Below are 17413 nucleotides of genomic sequence, written 5' to 3'. Positions count from 1 at the left end.
TATGTTTGCCCTGGTGGATGTGAACAGCTTTTATGCTTCGTGCGAAACGGTGTTCAGACCCGACTTAAAGGGGAGGCCTGTCGTCGCGCTTTCGAATAACGACGGGTGCGTTATCGCCCGCAGTGCTGAGGCCAAGCAAATTGGCATAAAGATGGGCGAGCCCTTCTTTAAACAGCGGGAATTATTCCGGCGTTATAACGTCGCCACCTTTTCCAGCAACTACGAGCTGTATGCGGATATGTCGAACCGGGTGATGACTACGCTAGAGCTCATGTGCCCCCGCGTGGAAATTTACAGTATCGACGAGGCATTTTGTGACCTGACAGGGGTGAGGAACTGCCGGAACCTGGAGGATTTTGGCCGGGAGATCCGCGCTACTGTTTTACGTAATACACATCTCACGGTAGGGATTGGCATCGCGAAAACCAAAACCCTGGCGAAGCTAGCTAACCATGCTGCAAAGAAGTGGCAGCAGCAGACTGGTGGCGTGGTGGATTTGTCGAACGTTGATCGACAGCGGCGGTTAATGTCTATCGTTCCAGTGGAAGACGTATGGGGCGTGGGTCGGCGTATCAGCAAAAAACTGACTGCAATGGGCATTACGAATGCATGTCAATTGGCTGATACTTCCCCTTGGGTTATTCGCAAGCATTTCAACGTGGTACTGGAGCGTACGGTGCGGGAGCTGCGCGGCGAACCATGTCTGGAGCTGGAGGAGTTTGCACCATCAAAACAGGAGATTGTCTGCTCACGTTCGTTCGGTGAACGGGTAACGGAATACGAGCAGATGCATCAGGCGATCTGCAGTCATGCGGCGCGCGCTGCGGAGAAGATGCGCGGTGAACACCAGTACTGCCGGTATATTTCCGCTTTCGTGAAAACCTCCCCATTCGCAATAAACGAGCCGTATTACGGCAATAATGTGTCTGTGAAATTACTTACGCCAACACAGGACACTCGCGACATAATCAATGCCGCAGTGCGCTGCCTGGATAACATCTGGCGTGAAGGTCACTGGTATCAGAAAGCAGGTGTAATGCTGGGTGACTTTTTCAGCCAGGGTGTTGCGCAGCTGAACCTGTTCGACGACTCGGCACCACGGCGAAACAGCGAAAAGTTGATGGAAGTACTGGATCACCTGAACTCGAAGAATGGGCGAGGAACACTCTACTTCGCGGGGCAGGGTATCCAGCAGCAGTGGCAAATGAAGCGGGATATGCTTTCGCCTCGTTACACGACGAGATTCTCCGATCTGCTAATAGTGCGCTGATAACCAGTGACGGCGAGGCGATCGAGGGGGCTGCGGCGGAAGAAGTCGAGGTGATGGGCAGGGTGACTTACTTCATTAACAGCACGGACGCTGATGATGATTCGCCGGTGTAAGAAGCGGTGCGCACCTTTAAATCTTACAAACGGATCGGTAGCGATTTTGCCAGGGTAGGCTGGTGTTGTAAACGAGCAGGTATGTTTTCTGGAAGGAGCTACGCAAAGTTTAGTTAATGGGACGTGAGTGGGACAAACCTTGGGGCAAAACGCATCATGGGGCATGAAATGGGGCAGGCTGAATGTAGCTTATCGGTACTTATTGTATATAATTTAAAATGTTAAGCCTTTGAAAGTAGAGTGAATATTACCATTTTCAATGACTTGGAACCGTTAGCGCTACTTGTTGAGGTTGTACTGGTCTTTTTTGTTAATTTCTTGATTTTGCGACATTTAATAGTGGCTCAATTCGTTTGTGGCTAAAGCCGCCCAGGCGGCCCACCGCAAAGATGGGGGGCAGCAGGTCAACATGAAAAAGTATGGCGTGTATGGTACGGATTACGGCGGTGAATGTCAGCACGTTTTACAGCAAACGCCTGCCGCCTGGCTGGTTTTACGCAACAAGGCTATAGTTGTAGTCCATCCATAAAAACGGGAGGTAGTCATGCTGTATGTTGAAAAAGATGACCCGCGCGAGGCCCCGGAATCGGGGGATAAAAAGCCCCAACCCGTCAAAAAATAGCTGACCGTAGGTCATGCCCACGCCACCGGCATTTGCTGGTGGCTTTTTTATACCTGCGCCCCGGCACGTTCCACCCTAACAACCTTCTACCCTGGCTCAGTAACTAGTGCTGTATCGGCCTTGCGCACTCATCAAAAAGGCCCATGTGTTGTTGAAGATCAATTCTGTACGATAGAGAAGAGACAGGTACTGAAGACGATGGTCAGCAAAAACACGACTGATACGATGAGGTGCTAACGATGGGTAAACAGTGGCAATTACTATTGAGCTTGTTTGTTTTAATAGCAGTGTTTTCATCCGCAAAGGCGAACACCACGGCGATGGGGCTGACGTTAGGTAAAACCACGCTGCAGCAGTTTATCAAAGCCTATCCCACCGCCCAGCACGAGGGGCGCAGTAAGTGGAGCGACGGCGATATTTTCTCTATTCCGAATAACGAGCTGGGATTAGAGGGCGCCAAAAATAATGCAGTTATCTTCAATAAGTCGGGGCGGATCACCGCCATTATGCTTGAGCTGGATAAGCACCGGTTTGATGAAGTTGAGAGTATGCTCGAACATAAATATGTCGCGGTGAAAAAACAGATCTCGTTTGCCGGGGACAAATATGCCAAATACCAGAATGAAAATGATTTAATTGAGCTCGATGCGCCCTATTTATCCTCCGTCATGAAACTCACCTATTCAGAACAACTCTTTCAGGAAGCCTGGCTGAAAAAGAGTGCGGAGGAGTTCAGCCGCCGGTGACGGCAGCGCAAACCTGGAGGCTGACTTACACTTAGCCGGTATGCGGCGTTCCGTCACGCCACCTGTGTGGGTCATGCTTACCTGAGAGGAGTCTGTTATGGCGAACAAAGTCTCTGCCCAGTGTCACTGCGGTGCGGTCAGGTTTACCGTTGAACTCTCGGACGGGTTCAACACCATCCGGCGCTGCAACTGCTCATTCTGCCGGATGCGCGGGGCCATTGCCGTCTCCGCGCCCTTATCGGGTATCGAGATTGTTCAGGGCGAATCACTGCTGACCGAGTACCGTTTTAACACCCAGGCGGCGGTACACTATTTTTGTTCGGTCTGTGGGATCTACACCTTCCACCAGCGGCGCTCTAATCCGGAGCAGTATGGCGTCAACGTCGCCTGCATTGAGGGCGTTTCGCCGTTTGATTTCCCGGAGGTGCTGGTAATGGAGGGAAGGCATCATCCCAATGATGGCGGCGGCGGTGTGGCTGGCGTGCTGAGCTACCGCACTGCCGACAGCTAGCGCAGCCCTTCATCTGGACAGGTCATGGGCACAGGGGATGTGCGCTCAGGCAATTTTTCTCTCTTTAAATTTGCCTTTTACCACGCCGTCATAGAAACGCCCTTTTGAAACCACATGCAGAAAATCATTAAAAATGCGCGCAGGTACGGGCTGATATTGCCAGGCACTGTGATCCCGAAAACGGACTTCCAGCGTTTCGTTGCATTTATCATAGGCAATCGAGGCGATGCGCGAAGATTTAACAGCATGATGGTTCATAATAGCGAGTCCTCTACAGCCCGGCAGACATGAGATTTATCTTGTATCAGAAAGGCCGAACGGCGCAACAAGATTTGAACGTAATGCTGAAAGGGATATAAAGCGTTAGCCCGCGTCGTAACACGGGCTAATTTCATCAGAACTGGTAAACCAGACCGACGGCGACGATGTCATCGGTGCCGATGCCATTGTCTTTGTAGAACCGATCGTCTTCGTCCAGCAGGTTGATTTTATAATCAACGTAGGTGGACATGTTTTTGTTGAAGTAGTAAGTCGCCCCCACTTCAGCATATTTAACCAAATCCTGATCGCCCTGACCGTTGTCCAGGTCTTTACCTTTAGACTGCAGGTAAGATACCACCGGACGCAGACCGGAATCGAACTGGTACTGAGCGGTCACTTCGAAGTTCTGGGTTTTTTCTGCAACGGTATTTCCGTTGTCACCGTTACCGTATGGGGTCATGTTACGGGTTTCAGAGTACATGGCCGCCAGATAGATATTGTTGGCGTCATACTTCAGACCGGTGGTCCAGGCGTCAGCTTTGTCGCCGCCCGCAGTGGTATTTTTCACCTGATCGTTAGTACGGTCAGAAGAGGTATAGGCCGCTGCTGCGCTGATACCCATGCCGAAGTCGTAAGAGGTAGAGATACCGAAGCCGTCACCGTTTTCATTACGTACGCCACGGTCTTTACTGTTGTTGGTGCCTTCGTTACCGTTACCGGTGCCTTCGTTATTGCCCTGGTACTGCAGGGCGAAGTTCAGGCCTTCAACCATGCCGAAGAAGTCGGTATTACGGTAGGTCGCCACGCCGTTCGCACGGCCGGTCATGAAGTTATCTGCTTTGGTGTAGGAGTCGCCGCCAAACTCTGGCAGCATATCGGTCCAGCCTTCCACGTCGTACAGGACGCCGTAGTTACGGCCGTAATCGAATGAACCATAGTCACCGAATTTCAGGCCAGCGAATGCCAGACGCGTCCAGGACTGGTTAGAAGAACCTTCGGTATTGTTTGCCTGGATATTATATTCCCACTGGGCGTAGCCGGTGAGCGTATCGTTGATCTGGGTTTCGCCTTTAAAGCCGAGACGCATATATGTCTGGTCGCCGTCAGCAGTGCTGTCGTCGGAGAAATAATGCAGACCGTCTACTTTACCGTAGAGATCTAATTTATTGCCGTCTTTATTATAAATTTCAGCTGCATTTGCTGCGCCAGCCATCAACAAGGCTGGGATCATCAGAGCCAGTACTTTTCTTTGCATTGTGACTATTCCTTATGCTGTTTTTATAGTTAATAATTTTTTAACTTTCCATGGAACTTTCTGTGTTGGAAAGAGGTCTCATGCTAAATCACTCTCTCTTATCCGCGATAAAACATAATTGTTACTAAGTAAGTAAATTCTCAAGCATTTGCTGCCGAAGAAATAGTGATAATTCTCGTGAATGTATTTAATAAAACCATATAAAATAAAAATTATTTCTCATTGCGATGACGCGCTAAACTTGGCTGCGTTATATGTCTCAAAACCTCTTATCCGTTATTTATTGAATCCACGTTAAATAGATAAACTATTATTTATTTGTGAACAGGATCGCCCGCCAGTACATGACTGGCGGGTTTTTTTATGCCCAAAGAAAAGCCCGGACATGCCGGGCTTTAAAGGTTATTCGCTTACCGATTTCTCGGCTTTTCCGGCTAACTGCGCCAGGAAGTCGTAGCGTTTTTGTAGATCAGCGGCAGCATCTTTCCACAGCTGCTCTGCCACTTCGGGCTGCTGGGCGTTAAGGCGACGGAAGCGTTGCTCCTGCATCAGCGTTTCTGCCAGCGCATCTGACGGTGGACGGGAATCCAGCGCCAGCGGCAGTTTGCCCTCATCGGCCCGACGCGGGTCGAAGCGGTACAGCGGCCAGAAGCCGGTTGCCGTCAGCTGGCGCATCTGATCGTGGCTTAATGCCAGGTCGTAGCCATGCTCCTCGCAAGGGCTGTAGGCGATGATCAGCGACGGACCAGGATAAGCTTCCGCCTCCTGAATGGCTTTTACCGTCTGGTTCAGCTGTGCTCCCAGCGAGATTTGCGCCACATACACATGACCGTACATCATCATGCTGACCCCCAAATCTTTGCGTGCCTTGCGTTTGCCGTGCTCGCCAAACTTGGTCACCGCCCCCAGCGGGGTCGCTTTCGAGGCCTGGCCACCGGTGTTGGAGTAACACTGAGTATCCAGCACCAGAATATTGACGTTCTCGGTCAGGCTCAGGACATGATCCAGCCCGCCAAAGCCGATGTCATACGCCCAGCCGTCGCCGCCAATCAGCCAGATCGATTTCTCGACCAGCGCATCGGCATCGGTTAACAGCTGTTCTGCCCCTTCAACGCCCGCCAGCTGCTGACGCAGCTCCGCCACCTGCTGACGACGCACGTCCGGCGTGGCCTCGCTGTGCAGGGCGCTGTTCAGCTCTGCCGGGATCTTATCGGCAAACTGCTCCAGCAGGCGCATCACGCGCACCCGGTGCTGATCCACCGTTAAGCGGAAGCCCAGACCAAACTCAGCGTTATCTTCGAACAGTGAGTTCGCCCACGCCGGGCCGCGGCCGTTAGCGTCGGTGGTGTAGGGCGTTGACGGAAGGTTGCCGCCGTAGATGGATGAACAGCCGGTGGCGTTGGCGATCAGCATCCGATCGCCATAAAGCTGGGTCAGCAGCTTGATGTACGGCGTTTCGCCGCAGCCTGAGCAGGCGCCCGAGTATTCAAACAGCGGGGTGATCAGCTGCGAGGTACGAATATCGATGCGCTCAAGGCTGTTGCGATCGATTTCCGGCAGGTCGAGGAAGAAGTCGTAATTTACTTTCTCTTCCTCCACATGCTCAAGGCGCGACATCATATTGATGGCCTTGATCTCCGGGTTCTGGCGATCTTTCGCCGGGCAGACCTCGACGCAGAGGTTACAGCCTGTGCAGTCTTCCGGGGCTACCTGCAGGACATATTTCTGACCCCGCATGTCGCGAGATTTCACATCCAGCGAGTGCAGGCTGGCCGGAGCGCTCTCCATCGCCTCAGGCGAGACAACTTTGGCGCGGATCGCAGAGTGCGGGCAGGCCGCCACGCAGTGGTTACACTGGGTGCACAGCTCCTCTTTCCAAATCGGGATCGCTTCGGCGATATTGCGTTTTTCCCAGCGGGTGGTGCCCATCGGCCAGGTGCCATCCGGCGGCAGGGCGGAGACGGGCAGGGCATCGCCGAGACCGGCCAGCATCGCGGCGGTAACGGTTTTGACAAAGTCCGGGGCGGCATCGGAGACCACCGGCGGGCGGTTCGGGCTGTGGGCATTCACCGGCTGCAGCGGCACTTCGGCAAGGGACTCCCGGGCCAGCGCCAGGGCCTGCCAGTTGCGTTCCACCAGCTCCTGGCCTTTGCTGCTGTAGCTTTTGGCGATCGCGCCCTGCAGCTCCATCAGGGCGCTGTCGCCCGGCAGGATCTGCGTCAGGTGGAAAAACGCCATCTGCATGACGGTATTGATACGTGCCGCCAGGCCGCATTCACGGGCGATTTTTGCCGCGTTAACGATATAGAACTTCGCTTTTTTCTGGTTCAGTACCGCCTGCACTTCCTGGGGCAGACGCCCCCAGACCTCATCGGCGCTGTACGGAGTATTGAGCAGGAAAATCCCGCCCGGCTTCAGGCGTTCGGCCATCTGGTATTTGTCGATAAACTGCAGCTGGTGGCAGCCCACGAAATCGGCCTGCGACACCAGATACGCCGAGCGGATCGGCTGCTCGCTGACGCGCAGATGGGAAACCGTCAGGCCACCGGCCTTTTTCGAGTCATAGACGAAATAGCCCTGGGCATACCACGGCGTGGAGTTACCGATAATTTTGATGTTGTTCTTGGTGGCCGATACGCTGCCATCGCTGCCCAGACCGTAAAACAGCGCTTCGAGTTTGGCGGTGGAGGGCAGGGTGTTTTCCGGCAGCGACAGGGAAAGGTTGGTCACGTCGTCATAGATGCCGACGGTAAAGCGCGGCTTCGGCTTCGCGGCGCTCAGCTCGTTAAAGATGGCCAGCACGCACTCGGGGCCAAACTCTTTTGACGAGAGGCCATAGCGTCCGCCAATCACCCGCGGCAGCGTTTCGCGCTCGCCGCCGTTAAAGGCCTCGGCCAGAGCGGTCATCACGTCCAGATAGAGCGGTTCGGCCTGGGCGCCAGGCTCTTTAGTACGATCCAGCACCGCCACCGACCGCACACTCTCCGGCAATACCGCCAGCAGGTGTTTCGCGGAGAACGGGCGATACAGGCGCACTTTCAGCACGCCCACTTTCTCGCCCCGGCTCAGCAGCTCATCCACCACCTCTTCACAGGTGCCGATGGCGGAACCCATGATCACAATCACGCGCTCCGCCTGCGGATGGCCGTAATACTCGAACGGTTTGTACTCGCGTCCGGTGGCGGCGGCAAAATCGGCCATCGCCTGCTCCACGTGGTCATAGACCGCGTTGTACCACGGATTAGTGGCCTCCCGGGACTGGAAATAGGTATCCGGGTTGGCGGAGGTGCCGCGGATCACCGGATGTTCCGGGTTCAGCGCGCGGGCGCGGTGGGCGTCGATCTCCGCCTGCGGGAGCAGGTTACGGATGGTGTCGTCGGAAATCGGCACAATCTTGTTAATTTCGTGCGAGGTGCGGAAACCGTCGAAGAAGTGGATAAACGGCACCCGGCTTTTCAGCGTCGCCATGTGGGAGATCAGGGCAAAATCCTGTGCCTCCTGCACGCTGCCGGAGCAGAGCAGGGCGCAGCCGGTCTGGCGCACGGCCATCACGTCAGAGTGATCGCCAAAAATCGACAGGGCGTGGGTGGCGATGGTGCGCGCCGCGACGTGCAGCACGAAGGGGGTAAGTTGGCCCGCCAGCTTATACAGCGTCGGGATCATCAGCAGCAGCCCCTGCGACGAGGTAAAGGAGGTGGACAACGCCCCGGTCTGCAGCGCGCCGTGGACGGTAGCAATCGCCCCGGCTTCGGACTGCATTTCGACCACGCGAGGAACATCACCCCAGACGTTTTTCAGCCCGTTACCGGCCCAGGCATCGGCCTGTTCAGCCATCGTCGAGCTGGGTGTAATGGGATAGATGGCGATCACTTCACTGGTGCGAAACGCGACGGACGCGACTGCGCCATTCCCGTCAATAGTTTGCATATGACACCCTTACATTGCGCAAAGAAAGAGAGACCCGTGACACATCGACAAGTCCTGTAGTTATCTTTTTATTTTAGCAAAGGGCCGCTGAAACGATTTTCGCTTTTGTGTCCTGCTTATTAGTGCCATCAATGGTTTGATCAAACTTTTGCCTGAAAATAGTCTGCAATTGTTTTGACAGCGCAGAAAACCGCGCTTCGGCTCTCGACGGCAGGCCGTGGGGTGCCTATTATGCATAGGTTTTGCAATTCAATATGGGGAGAGATTATGCGCGCAGCATTTTGGGTTGGGTGTGCCGCTTTGTTACTGTCGGCCTGTAGCAATGAACCTGTACAGCAGGCTACCGCCGCGCACGTCGCGCCGGGGATGAGGGCGGCGATGTCCAGTTCCGGTCAGGCAAACTGCGCCATGATTGGCGGGTCGCTGTCCGTTGCGCGTCAGCTGGATGGCTCGGCCATCGGCATGTGCGCGCTGCCGAACGGCAAACGCTGCAGTGAACAGTCGCTTGCCGTCGGATCCTGCGGCGCGTACTGATTACTCTGCGCGTTTAAAGACCAGCGTCGTCTCAGCCGTCGCCAGGGTTAACACGTCTTCCGTCAGATCGACCTGGGTGCCGTTGCGCAGCATGGTGCCGATGGCGTGATCCAGGTCATTGAGCTGCGGCTCGGTACAGAGCTTACGCGTCATGGCGAGTGCTTTGACCTTGAGCTCGCCGTCAGACAGCTTGCCCTGGCCGTTGAAGCGGTTACACATCACGCCTGACACCGCCAGGTCTTCACCAAAGGCGATCTCCGGCAGTGTATTGGCCGGGTTGATGGCGGTGCCGTTAATACTTTGCAGCACAAAGCGGTGCTGCTGAAGCTGTTCTTCCTGAACAGAGGCTTTCCCTGGATTGACACAGCCTGCCAGCGCCATGCTGAGGATCGTTACCGCGACGAGCGTTTTCATGGTTATTCTCAATATATTCACTTCATAAATAGCTAATGCATAGTCTATTGCGCTGGCGGGAATTGTCTTGCGGGATAATCTGAAAACAGGGCGGGAAGGTGTTTCCTCTCCCCGAAGGGAGAGGGGGATGTTCACTCAGAACAGCGCGTTCGGACTCGCTTCGCCTTTCTCAAGCTGGCTCAGGTTACCCAACGTGGTCTCTGAAATACTGATCAGCGCCTCGGCGGTTAAAAACGCCTGATGACCGGTAAACAGCACGTTGTGGCAGGCGGAAAGACGGCGGAACACGTCATCCTGGATCACGTCGTTAGACTTGTCTTCAAAGAACAGATCGCGTTCGTTTTCGTACACGTCCATCCCCAGCGCACCAATTTTCTGCGTTTTCAGCGCCTCAATGGCGGCCTGAGAATCCACCAGGCCACCGCGGCTGGTGTTAACAATCATCACGCCATCTTTCATCTGGTCGAACGCGCTCTGGTTCAGCAGATGGTAATTGTCTGCGGTCAGCGGGCAGTGCAGGGAGATGACGTCTGACTCCGCATACAGGGTCGACAGATCGACATACTCCACGCCGAGCTCCAGCGCGGCGGCGCTCGGATACGGATCGAACGCCAGCAGGCGCATACCGAAGCCTTTCAGGATCCGCAGCGCCGCGACGCCGATCTTACCGGTGCCGATCACCCCGGCAGTTTTGCCGTACATGGTGAAACCGGTCAGCCCTTCCAGCGAGAAGTTGGCATCACGGGTACGTTGATAAGCGCGGTGAATACGTCGGTTCAACGACATCATCAGACCAATGGCATGTTCAGCCACCGCTTCCGGGGAGTAGGCCGGGACGCGCACGACCTGAAGGCCCAGCTCTTTGGCCGCCTCAAGATCGACATTGTTGAAGCCTGCGCAGCGGAGAGCGATGTACTTCACGCCCTGTTTTTTTAACTCCTCCAGCACTGGACGACTGCCATCGTCGTTAACGAAAATACAGACCGCATCGCAGCCGTGCGCGGTTTTGGCCGTCTTTTCGTTAAGCAGAAAGTCGAAAAATTCAAGTTCGAATCCATATCCCTCGTTAACATGTTGCAGATACTTTTTGTCGTACTGCTTTGTGCTATATACCGCGAGTTTCATAAGACTTTCTCCAGTGATTTTGGAACTACGTTAGCATGATTAAAATAATCATACAAATTTTAAAATATTATTGAATTCAATAAGTTCTGATAAAGATTTTACAACATCTCTGCACAATAACCCTATGATCTTCAAACTGAACCGCTTTTTTGTGCAGCGCCATCCCGCGACAACCCGTGATGGGGGAGGTGAATTCTCTTTTTCTCTCGATAAAGCAATTAAAAACAGATGGTTAAATCTAATTGTCTGCCGTCGCGCTCGATATAAATATAAGCGTACCTTATAGTTTTAGGGTGGCGACTTGCTGCATCTACAACTGGAGTTTCAAAATGAAATCCACCGTACAACATGTTTCTAAAGAACAACCTAAGCAGCCGCAAAAGAATCAAGACGAAAAGAGCAAACAGAAACCGGGTAAATCGAAATAACCTTTCATAGCACAGTTTGACGGAGGCTTTATGGCTGATCGTCCAGATTATATTGATCCTGTTCCTGATGATGAACCGCTTCCCGGCGGAAGCGATCCGCTGTTTGATGAAGACGAAGATGAAGATGATCCCCTGACGGGTGATGACATACCTGACGTCAATGACCCGCTGGATCCTGATGACCCGGATGTGATCAGAAGATAGCTTCATACACCGCTTTTCTAAACCGCCTCCGGGCGGTTTTTTATTTTCCTGAACGGGTTTGCGCGAAGCGTAAAAACGCTCACATTCAGGGTTATCACATCTATCCTTAAACAGGCCTTCGCTTCACCTGCCTGACGAAACATGCCACAATATTCGATACTGTCGGCTAATTTTTTTGCTAAATCAGGATATTAACTGCCCATGAGGGGTAAATATAAAGCCGCAATCGCGCTACTGCTGCTGATCGTTCTCTTGCCGCTGACGCTGCTGCTAACCCTTGCGCAGTGGCTACCTACGCTTGCCGGCATCTGGCTGCCCGCCGGTACCCGGATAGCCTTTGAAAAAAGCCCGCGCCTGACCCGCAACGCGCTGGTGATTGCCGATCTGCGCTATCTGGTTGACGACTGCGAAATCGCCCGTGTCGAAGACGCTACGCTCAGCCACCCGAGCCGCTGGAAAATCGACATCGCCGGGCTGGATCTCAACAGCGCCTGCCTGAGCAAAATCCCCGCCAGCGAGCCTGCACCCGCCGCACCGCGAACCCTGGCCGAATGGCAGTCGCTACTGCCGAATACCTGGCTGAATATCGATCGTCTTACGCTCTCTCCCTGGCAACAATGGCAGGGGAAATTAACCGCCTCGTTGACCCCGTCGCGACAGGATATTACTTACCACGGGGATCGGTTTAGCCTGCGTGGCACTCTCCGTGGACGTTCCCTGACCGTCAGCGACGTCACGCTCAATTTGCCCGATAATCCGCAGCCGGTGACCCTGGTGGGGGAATTTACCCTGCCGCTGGTGCCGGACGGCCTGCCGGTGCAGGGACATGCGGCGGCGACCTTCTCGGTGCCGCAGCTCCCGTCGCTGGTGGATGCCGATCTGGCATGGCAGGACAATCAGGGCCAGCTGGTGTTGGTTGAGCGGGAGAGCGGCGAGCCGCTGCTGGATCTCCCCTGGCAGATCACTCCCGAACAGCTGACCATCAGCGACGGGCGCTGGCGCTGGGATCAAGCCGGAATACCTCTGAGCGGTCGCCTGGGGCTTAAAATCGATAACTGGCAGCAGGGCACGGAGAAGGCGGTGATCAGCGGGCGGATGAACGTTCTGACCCAGGGCGATGCCGGGAAAGGCAACGCGGTTCTCACCTTTGGTCCCGGCAAGCTGAGCGTCGACAACAGTGCCATGCCGCTACAGCTCACCGGCGTGGCTAAACAAAATGACCTCATTCTGTATGCCATGCTGCCCGCCATGCTGAGCGGCAGCCTGGCCGAGCCCCGTCTGGCGTTTGCGCCGGGGGCGCTGCTGCGCTCCCGCGGCAGGATCATCGACTCCCTCAATATCGACGAAGTACGCTGGCCGCTGGCCGGCGTGGTGCTGACCCGCAACGGCATAGACGGTCGCCTGCAGGCCATTTTACGCGCCCACGAGCAGGAGATGGGGGATTTCACCCTGCACCTGGATGGCCGGGCGAATGACTTCCTGCCGGATCGCGGCCTGTGGCAGTGGCGCTACTGGGGCGAGGGCAACTTTACCCCGATGCAGGCCCGCTGGGACGTGGCGGGCAGAGGCGAGTGGCGCGACAGCATGATTGAACTGCGGGAACTCTCAACCGGGTTCGACCAGCTGAAGTACGGCTCCATGCATGCCAGCGCGCCGCGCATGGTGCTGGAGAGTCCGATCCGCTGGCAGCGCGATCCCGCCCGGCCGCACTTCAGCGGTGCGTTAGCCTTTGAGGCCGGGGAAACCACCTTCACCGGCGGCAGCGTGCTACCGCCGTCGACGGTCAAATTCAGCGTCGATGGCAGCGACCCGACCCTGTTCCAGTTCAAAGGCACCCTCAACGCCGAAGCGATCGGCCCGGTACAGCTGAACGGGCGCTGGGACGGGGAGCGTCTGCGTGGCCAGGCCTGGTGGCCGAAGCAGTCCCTGACCGTCTTCCAGCCGCTGGTCCCGCCGGACTGGAAAATGACCCTGCGCGAAGGGGAGCTGTATGCCCAGGTGGCGTTCTCCGCTGCGGCCGATCAGGGCTTTGAGGCCGGCGGCCACGGGGTAGTGAAAAGCGGCAGCGTCTGGATGCCGGATAACAAGGTGAATGGCGTCGATTTTGTCCTGCCGTTCCGCTTCAGTCAGGGCACCTGGTCGCTGGGTACTCATGGCCCGGTGACGCTGCGCATTGGCGAAGTGATCAATCAGGTCACGGCCCGCAACATCACCGCCGATCTGCAGGGAGACTACCCCTGGAGCGAGGCAAATCCGCTGCTGTTGACTGACGTGAGCGTGGATCTGCTGGGCGGCAAAGTGACTATGCAGCAGCTGCGGATGCCGCAGCACGACGCGGCCCTGTTGCGGGTGAATAATATCTCCTCCAGCGAGCTGATTAGCGCCGTTAACCCGAAACAGTTTGCGATGTCCGGGCCGTTCAGCGGGGCGCTGCCGTTCTGGCTGGACAACGACAGGTGGATCATCAAAGATGGCTGGCTGACCAATTCAGGCCCGATGACCCTGCGTCTTGATAAAGACACCGCCGATGCTCTGGTCAAAGACAATGGGGCGGCGGGGGCGATTAACTGGCTTCGCTATATGGAAATTTCGCAGTCGTGGACAAAACTCAATGTAGATAACCTGGGTGAATTAACCCTGGCGTCGACCCTCCGTGGCGCCAGCCGCTCCGGGGGCCAGACGCAAGCCGTCAACCTCAACTACACCCATCAGGAGAACCTGTTTACCCTCTGGCGCAGCCTGCGTTTTGGCGACAATCTGCAGACCTGGCTGGAGCAACACGCAGCATTACCGGATAACCGCTGCCCGACAGGCAAGGAATGTAAGGAACAACCATGAAAAAGCTGGCCGGTGGGTTCACCGCGATTGTGATACTGACGCTGACAGGCTGCACGCCGAGGATCGAAGTCGCGGCGTCGAAAGAGCCGATCACCATCAACATGAACGTCAAAATTGAACATGAAATCCACATCAAAGTGGATAAAGACGTGGAGACGCTGCTGAAATCACGCAGCGATCTGTTCTGAGGCTGCCATGAGAAAACTGATTGCGCTGATGATGTTATCCCTGGGGCTCTGCGCGCCCGCGCTGGCGCTGACCCTCAACGAAGCCCGCAGTGCCGGGCGGGTCGGTGAAACCCTGAGCGGCTATATCGCGCCGCGGAGTCAGGATCGCGAGACGCTGGCGCTGGTGGAGCAGATTAACAAGGCCCGCACCGACAGCTACCAGAAACTGGCCGACAGCAATAATATTCCGGTGGATGAAGTGGCGAAAATGGCCGGGACAAAGCTGGTCGCGCGCGCCAACCCCGGCGAGTATGTCCAGGGGATTAACGGCAAGTGGTTGCAGAAGTGATCAGCGGTGGCGTTTGCGGTATTCGCCGGGCGAAATACCAAAACGCTGCTTAAAGGCCGTGGAAAAGTGGCTGTGGTCGGTAAACCCCCAGCTGTAGCCAATGCCCGCCAGCTTTTCATCGTCCCGGGCGCCGCGCAGCATCTGCGCGCACAGATCCAGACGACGATTTTTAATGTACTGCGCCACCACCAGCCCTTTCTCGGCAAACATCCGGTACAGGCTCCGCGCCGACATTCCACACTCCGAAGCGATCCACTCCGGGCGCAGGTGTTCGGCCTGAATATGGTCGTCGATCAGGGTCAGCACGTTCGTAAACTGGCGCTCTTTGCGCGGCTGTACGCTTTCACGCTGCTGCAAGACCGGCCGCAGCAGGCAGACCATCGCCTCCAGCGCGGCTTCGCTTTCGGTTTCGCTCAACGCCGGGTTGCTCATGCTGTCCTGCAGCAGGCGGTAGCTGAGCTGGACGGTGGGCAGGCTGTGGGAGAGCTTTTGCGCGCAGGTCACCTCCTGAAAGCGAAAGTGCTGCTCGAGGATCTGACGCGGCAGCAGGAGCGATATCTGGCGTGATTTTTCCGGCCAGTAGATTGAGCAGGGGCGGGAGGCGTCAATCAGGGTGATATCCCCGGCGTTCAACACGATCTGACGGTCGTCCTGCTCGAGCCCCGCTTCGCCTTCCAGCTGAAACACGGTGTAGAACCAGGCGTCGTTGCTGGTTTTGATCTCCTGACGGGAGCGAAACAGGTTCACGCCGCCTGCGGTGACGGTGCTGAGTTTAAGGTTGCCGGTCCAGGTCGATTCCAGCTCGCCATAAAACTCGCCGGACATGGGCCGGGCGGCAAAACTGCCGCAAACCTGGTTAATCTGCGCCAGCCAGTGCTGGTATTTGTCCTGTTCGTTTGCACATGCCATCGTCTTACCCGCTACGTCGTCAATGTTTAAACATTGTTGCATTTATGTTGCCAATTGCCCGTGACCTGGGGCGAAATCCCGGAAAAAACTCCGCCATACAGCAGAGCGAAACGGCGATATTGTCGCGTTTTGCGGTGCCTGTCACAGCGGACAAAGCGAATGTCACAGAGATAAAAGCGCATTCGGCAAAGCCATCTTAGACTGCGTTGACACCCTGCGAATAATAAGGAATCGCTATGTCTGATACACAGGTCGCCGTACTGCACAGCGTGCAGCAATTTCTGGATCGCCAGCATGGCCTCTGGATTGAGGGACGCCAGTCCGCCTCCGACAGCGAAAAGCGTCTGGAGATCTTTAACCCGGCCACCGGCCAGGTGATTGCCTCGACGGCCGATGCCAGCGCGCAGGATGTGGACCGCGCGGTGATGTCCGGCTGGCGCGCCTTCGTGGCCCGCAGCTGGTCAGGCAAACTGCCCGCGGAACGTGAACGTATTCTGCTGCGCTTTGCCGATCTGGTGGAGCAGCACACCGAAGAGCTGGCCCAGCTTGAAACCCTGGAGCAGGGTAAATCTATTAACATCTCCCGCGCTTTTGAAGTGGGCTGCACCCTGAACTGGATGCGCTACACCGCCGGGCTGACCACTAAAATTTCCGGTAAAACGCTGGATCTTTCTATTCCGATGCCGCAGGGGGCCCGCTATCAGGCGTGGACCCGCAAAGAGCCGATTGGCGTGGTGGCCGGGATTGTGCCGTGGAACTTCCCGCTGCTGATCGGCATGTGGAAGGTGATGCCCGCCCTGGCCGCGGGTTGCTCTATCGTTATCAAGCCGTCAGAGACCACGCCGCTGACCCTGCTGCGCGTGGCGGAGCTGGCAAGCGAAGCCGGGATCCCGGACGGCGTTTTCAACGTGGTAACCGGCAGTGGGGCGGTGTGTGGCGCTGCGCTGACCAACCATCCGCATATCGCCAAAGTGAGCTTTACCGGCTCAACCGCCACCGGCAAACAGATTGCGCGCTCCGCCGCCGACCGCCTGATGGGCGTGACCCTGGAACTGGGCGGTAAAAACCCGGCCATCGTCCTGAAAGATGCGGATCCGTCATGGGTTATCGAAGGGCTGATGACCGGCAGCTTCCTGAACCAGGGGCAGGTCTGTGCGGCAAGCTCGCGCATCTACATCGAAGCGCCGCTGTTTGATACCGTGGTGAGCGGCTTTGAGCAAGCGGTGAAATCCCTGAGCGTCGGGCCGGGTATGTCCCAGGAGGCGCACATCAACCCGCTGGTGTCCCGTGCCCACTGCGACAAAGTGCAGAGCTTCCTCGACGAAGCGCAGTCGCGTCAGGCCGAGCTGATCGCCGGTAACCGCGGCCCGAATGGCGAGGGGTACTACGTCTCGCCGACCCTGGTAGTCAACCCGGACGCCAGCCTGCGTCTGACCCGCGAAGAGGTGTTTGGCCCGGTAGTGAACCTGGTGCGCGTCGCCGACGGTGAAGAGGCCCTGCGCCTGGCAAATGACACCGAATACGGCCTGACCGCCAGCGTCTGGACGCAAAACATCAGTAAAGCGCTGGAGTACAGCGATCGCCTGCAGGCCGGCACGGTGTGGATCAACAGCCACACCCTGATCGACGCCAACCTGCCGTTCGGCGGCATGAAGCAGTCCGGCACCGGCCGCGATTTCGGCCCGGACTGGCTGGACGGGTGGTGTGAAACTAAATCGGTGTGCGTGCGTTATTGATGCC

At 56.2% G+C, this 17413-nt stretch carries 16 protein-coding genes; 10 read left to right on the top strand and 6 right to left on the bottom strand.

Features of this window, described 5'->3' with window-relative positions; translation table 11 throughout:
* The first annotated feature begins 1 nt into the window (after position 1).
* The 4 genes from ES815_RS21785 (at position 2) to ES815_RS21770 (ending at position 3262) form a co-directional block, all read left to right on the top strand.
* Positions 2-1270 carry a Y-family DNA polymerase gene (locus ES815_RS21785; protein WP_142489690.1) on the top strand — a complete coding sequence of 423 codons (1269 nt, stop codon included), beginning with the start codon at positions 2-4 and terminating at the stop codon, positions 1268-1270.
* A gap of 657 nt (positions 1271-1927) precedes the next feature.
* Positions 1928-2005 (top strand): hypothetical protein, encoded by a 78-nt coding sequence (locus ES815_RS24015; protein ID WP_223263916.1) that lies wholly within the window; start codon positions 1928-1930, stop codon positions 2003-2005.
* 239 nt (positions 2006-2244) lie between these two features.
* A complete protein-coding gene (locus ES815_RS21775; RefSeq protein ID WP_142489688.1) occupies positions 2245-2751 on the top strand; it encodes a hypothetical protein in 507 nt (168 codons plus the stop codon).
* A 97-nt stretch (positions 2752-2848) separates the two neighbouring features.
* The gene (locus ES815_RS21770) at positions 2849-3262 is read left to right on the top strand and encodes a GFA family protein (protein ID WP_142489687.1); all 414 of its coding nucleotides are present in this window, start codon (positions 2849-2851) and stop codon (positions 3260-3262) included.
* Positions 3263-3307: 45 nt separating this feature from the next.
* Here ES815_RS21770 and ES815_RS21765 read toward each other — a convergent pair whose 3' ends face one another.
* The 3 genes from ES815_RS21765 to nifJ all read right to left on the bottom strand — a co-directional run bounded on the left by ES815_RS21765 (position 3308) and on the right by nifJ (position 8705).
* The gene (locus ES815_RS21765; RefSeq protein ID WP_142489686.1) at positions 3308-3520 is read right to left on the bottom strand and encodes a KTSC domain-containing protein; all 213 of its coding nucleotides are present in this window, start codon (positions 3518-3520) and stop codon (positions 3308-3310) included.
* Positions 3521-3656: 136 nt separating this feature from the next.
* Positions 3657-4778: a porin OmpC gene (gene ompC / locus ES815_RS21760; protein WP_142489685.1), complete on the bottom strand. Its 1122-nt coding sequence runs from the start codon at positions 4776-4778 to the stop codon at positions 3657-3659.
* Positions 4779-5180: 402 nt separating this feature from the next.
* On the bottom strand, positions 5181-8705 hold the full coding sequence (nifJ, locus tag ES815_RS21755) for a pyruvate:ferredoxin (flavodoxin) oxidoreductase (RefSeq protein WP_142489684.1): 3525 nt from the start codon (positions 8703-8705) through the stop codon (positions 5181-5183).
* Positions 8706-8972: 267 nt separating this feature from the next.
* Here nifJ and ES815_RS21750 point away from each other — a divergent pair, with 267 nt between their 5' ends.
* Positions 8973-9239, top strand: coding sequence for a DUF333 domain-containing protein (locus ES815_RS21750; protein ID WP_142489683.1), 267 nt, complete (start codon positions 8973-8975; stop codon positions 9237-9239).
* Here ES815_RS21750 and hslJ read toward each other — a convergent pair whose 3' ends face one another.
* Both hslJ and ES815_RS21740 read right to left on the bottom strand, forming a co-directional pair.
* Entirely contained in the window at positions 9240-9653 is a 414-nt protein-coding gene (gene hslJ, locus ES815_RS21745) for a heat shock protein HslJ (protein ID WP_142489682.1), read from the bottom strand.
* A 135-nt stretch (positions 9654-9788) separates the two neighbouring features.
* On the bottom strand, positions 9789-10778 hold the full coding sequence (locus tag ES815_RS21740; protein ID WP_142489681.1) for a 2-hydroxyacid dehydrogenase: 990 nt from the start codon (positions 10776-10778) through the stop codon (positions 9789-9791).
* Between the two features lie 458 nt (positions 10779-11236).
* Between ES815_RS21740 and ES815_RS23790 the strand changes: the two genes are divergently transcribed.
* The 4 genes from ES815_RS23790 (at position 11237) to ES815_RS21725 (ending at position 14764) form a co-directional block, all read left to right on the top strand.
* Entirely contained in the window at positions 11237-11410 is a 174-nt protein-coding gene (locus ES815_RS23790) for a hypothetical protein (protein WP_185902361.1), read from the top strand.
* Between the two features lie 201 nt (positions 11411-11611).
* Positions 11612-14248, top strand: coding sequence for a YdbH family protein (locus ES815_RS21735; protein ID WP_142489680.1), 2637 nt, complete (start codon positions 11612-11614; stop codon positions 14246-14248).
* A complete protein-coding gene (locus ES815_RS21730; protein ID WP_059307766.1) occupies positions 14245-14436 on the top strand; it encodes a YnbE family lipoprotein in 192 nt (63 codons plus the stop codon). Before ES815_RS21735 ends, ES815_RS21730 begins: the two co-directional genes overlap by 4 nt.
* A gap of 7 nt (positions 14437-14443) precedes the next feature.
* Positions 14444-14764, top strand: coding sequence for a YdbL family protein (locus tag ES815_RS21725; RefSeq protein ID WP_142489679.1), 321 nt, complete (start codon positions 14444-14446; stop codon positions 14762-14764).
* Here the strand turns inward: ES815_RS21725 and feaR are convergent, their stop codons facing one another.
* Positions 14765-15673 carry a transcriptional regulator FeaR gene (gene feaR, locus ES815_RS21720; protein ID WP_142489678.1) on the bottom strand — a complete coding sequence of 303 codons (909 nt, stop codon included), beginning with the start codon at positions 15671-15673 and terminating at the stop codon, positions 14765-14767. It lies immediately after the preceding gene.
* A 236-nt stretch (positions 15674-15909) separates the two neighbouring features.
* On the opposite strand from feaR, the gene ES815_RS21715 reads away from it, so the two are divergent.
* A complete protein-coding gene (locus tag ES815_RS21715; RefSeq protein ID WP_142489677.1) occupies positions 15910-17409 on the top strand; it encodes an aldehyde dehydrogenase family protein in 1500 nt (499 codons plus the stop codon).
* Positions 17410-17413: the final 4 nt, after the last annotated feature.

This window comes from Leclercia adecarboxylata (assembly GCF_006874705.1).
In the GTDB taxonomy this organism is placed as follows: domain Bacteria; phylum Pseudomonadota; class Gammaproteobacteria; order Enterobacterales; family Enterobacteriaceae; genus Enterobacter; species Enterobacter adecarboxylatus_C.
Note: the sequence above shows the minus strand (reverse complement) of the source record. Positions and strands in the feature narration are given on the sequence as shown.

Bases quoted from the DNA above. Each gene is read 5' to 3' on its own strand.
- nifJ (WP_142489684.1), bottom strand. From the start codon at position 8,705: ATGCAAACTATTGACGGGAATGGCGCAGTCGCGTCCGTCGCGTTTCGC.
- ES815_RS21750 (WP_142489683.1), top strand. From the start codon at position 8,973: ATGCGCGCAGCATTTTGGGTTGGGTGTGCCGCTTTGTTACTGTCGGCC.
- feaR (WP_142489678.1), bottom strand. From the start codon at position 15,673: ATGGCATGTGCAAACGAACAGGACAAATACCAGCACTGGCTGGCGCAG.
- ES815_RS21765 (WP_142489686.1), bottom strand. From the start codon at position 3,520: ATGAACCATCATGCTGTTAAATCTTCGCGCATCGCCTCGATTGCCTAT.
- ES815_RS21715 (WP_142489677.1), top strand. From the start codon at position 15,910: ATGTCTGATACACAGGTCGCCGTACTGCACAGCGTGCAGCAATTTCTG.
- ES815_RS21785 (WP_142489690.1), top strand. From the start codon at position 2: ATGTTTGCCCTGGTGGATGTGAACAGCTTTTATGCTTCGTGCGAAACG.
- ES815_RS24015 (WP_223263916.1), top strand. From the start codon at position 1,928: ATGCTGTATGTTGAAAAAGATGACCCGCGCGAGGCCCCGGAATCGGGG.
- ES815_RS21740 (WP_142489681.1), bottom strand. From the start codon at position 10,778: ATGAAACTCGCGGTATATAGCACAAAGCAGTACGACAAAAAGTATCTG.
- ompC (WP_142489685.1), bottom strand. From the start codon at position 4,778: ATGCAAAGAAAAGTACTGGCTCTGATGATCCCAGCCTTGTTGATGGCT.
- hslJ (WP_142489682.1), bottom strand. From the start codon at position 9,653: ATGAAAACGCTCGTCGCGGTAACGATCCTCAGCATGGCGCTGGCAGGC.
- ES815_RS21725 (WP_142489679.1), top strand. From the start codon at position 14,444: ATGAGAAAACTGATTGCGCTGATGATGTTATCCCTGGGGCTCTGCGCG.
- ES815_RS23790 (WP_185902361.1), top strand. From the start codon at position 11,237: ATGGCTGATCGTCCAGATTATATTGATCCTGTTCCTGATGATGAACCG.
- ES815_RS21730 (WP_059307766.1), top strand. From the start codon at position 14,245: ATGAAAAAGCTGGCCGGTGGGTTCACCGCGATTGTGATACTGACGCTG.
- ES815_RS21770 (WP_142489687.1), top strand. From the start codon at position 2,849: ATGGCGAACAAAGTCTCTGCCCAGTGTCACTGCGGTGCGGTCAGGTTT.
- ES815_RS21735 (WP_142489680.1), top strand. From the start codon at position 11,612: ATGAGGGGTAAATATAAAGCCGCAATCGCGCTACTGCTGCTGATCGTT.
- ES815_RS21775 (WP_142489688.1), top strand. From the start codon at position 2,245: ATGGGTAAACAGTGGCAATTACTATTGAGCTTGTTTGTTTTAATAGCA.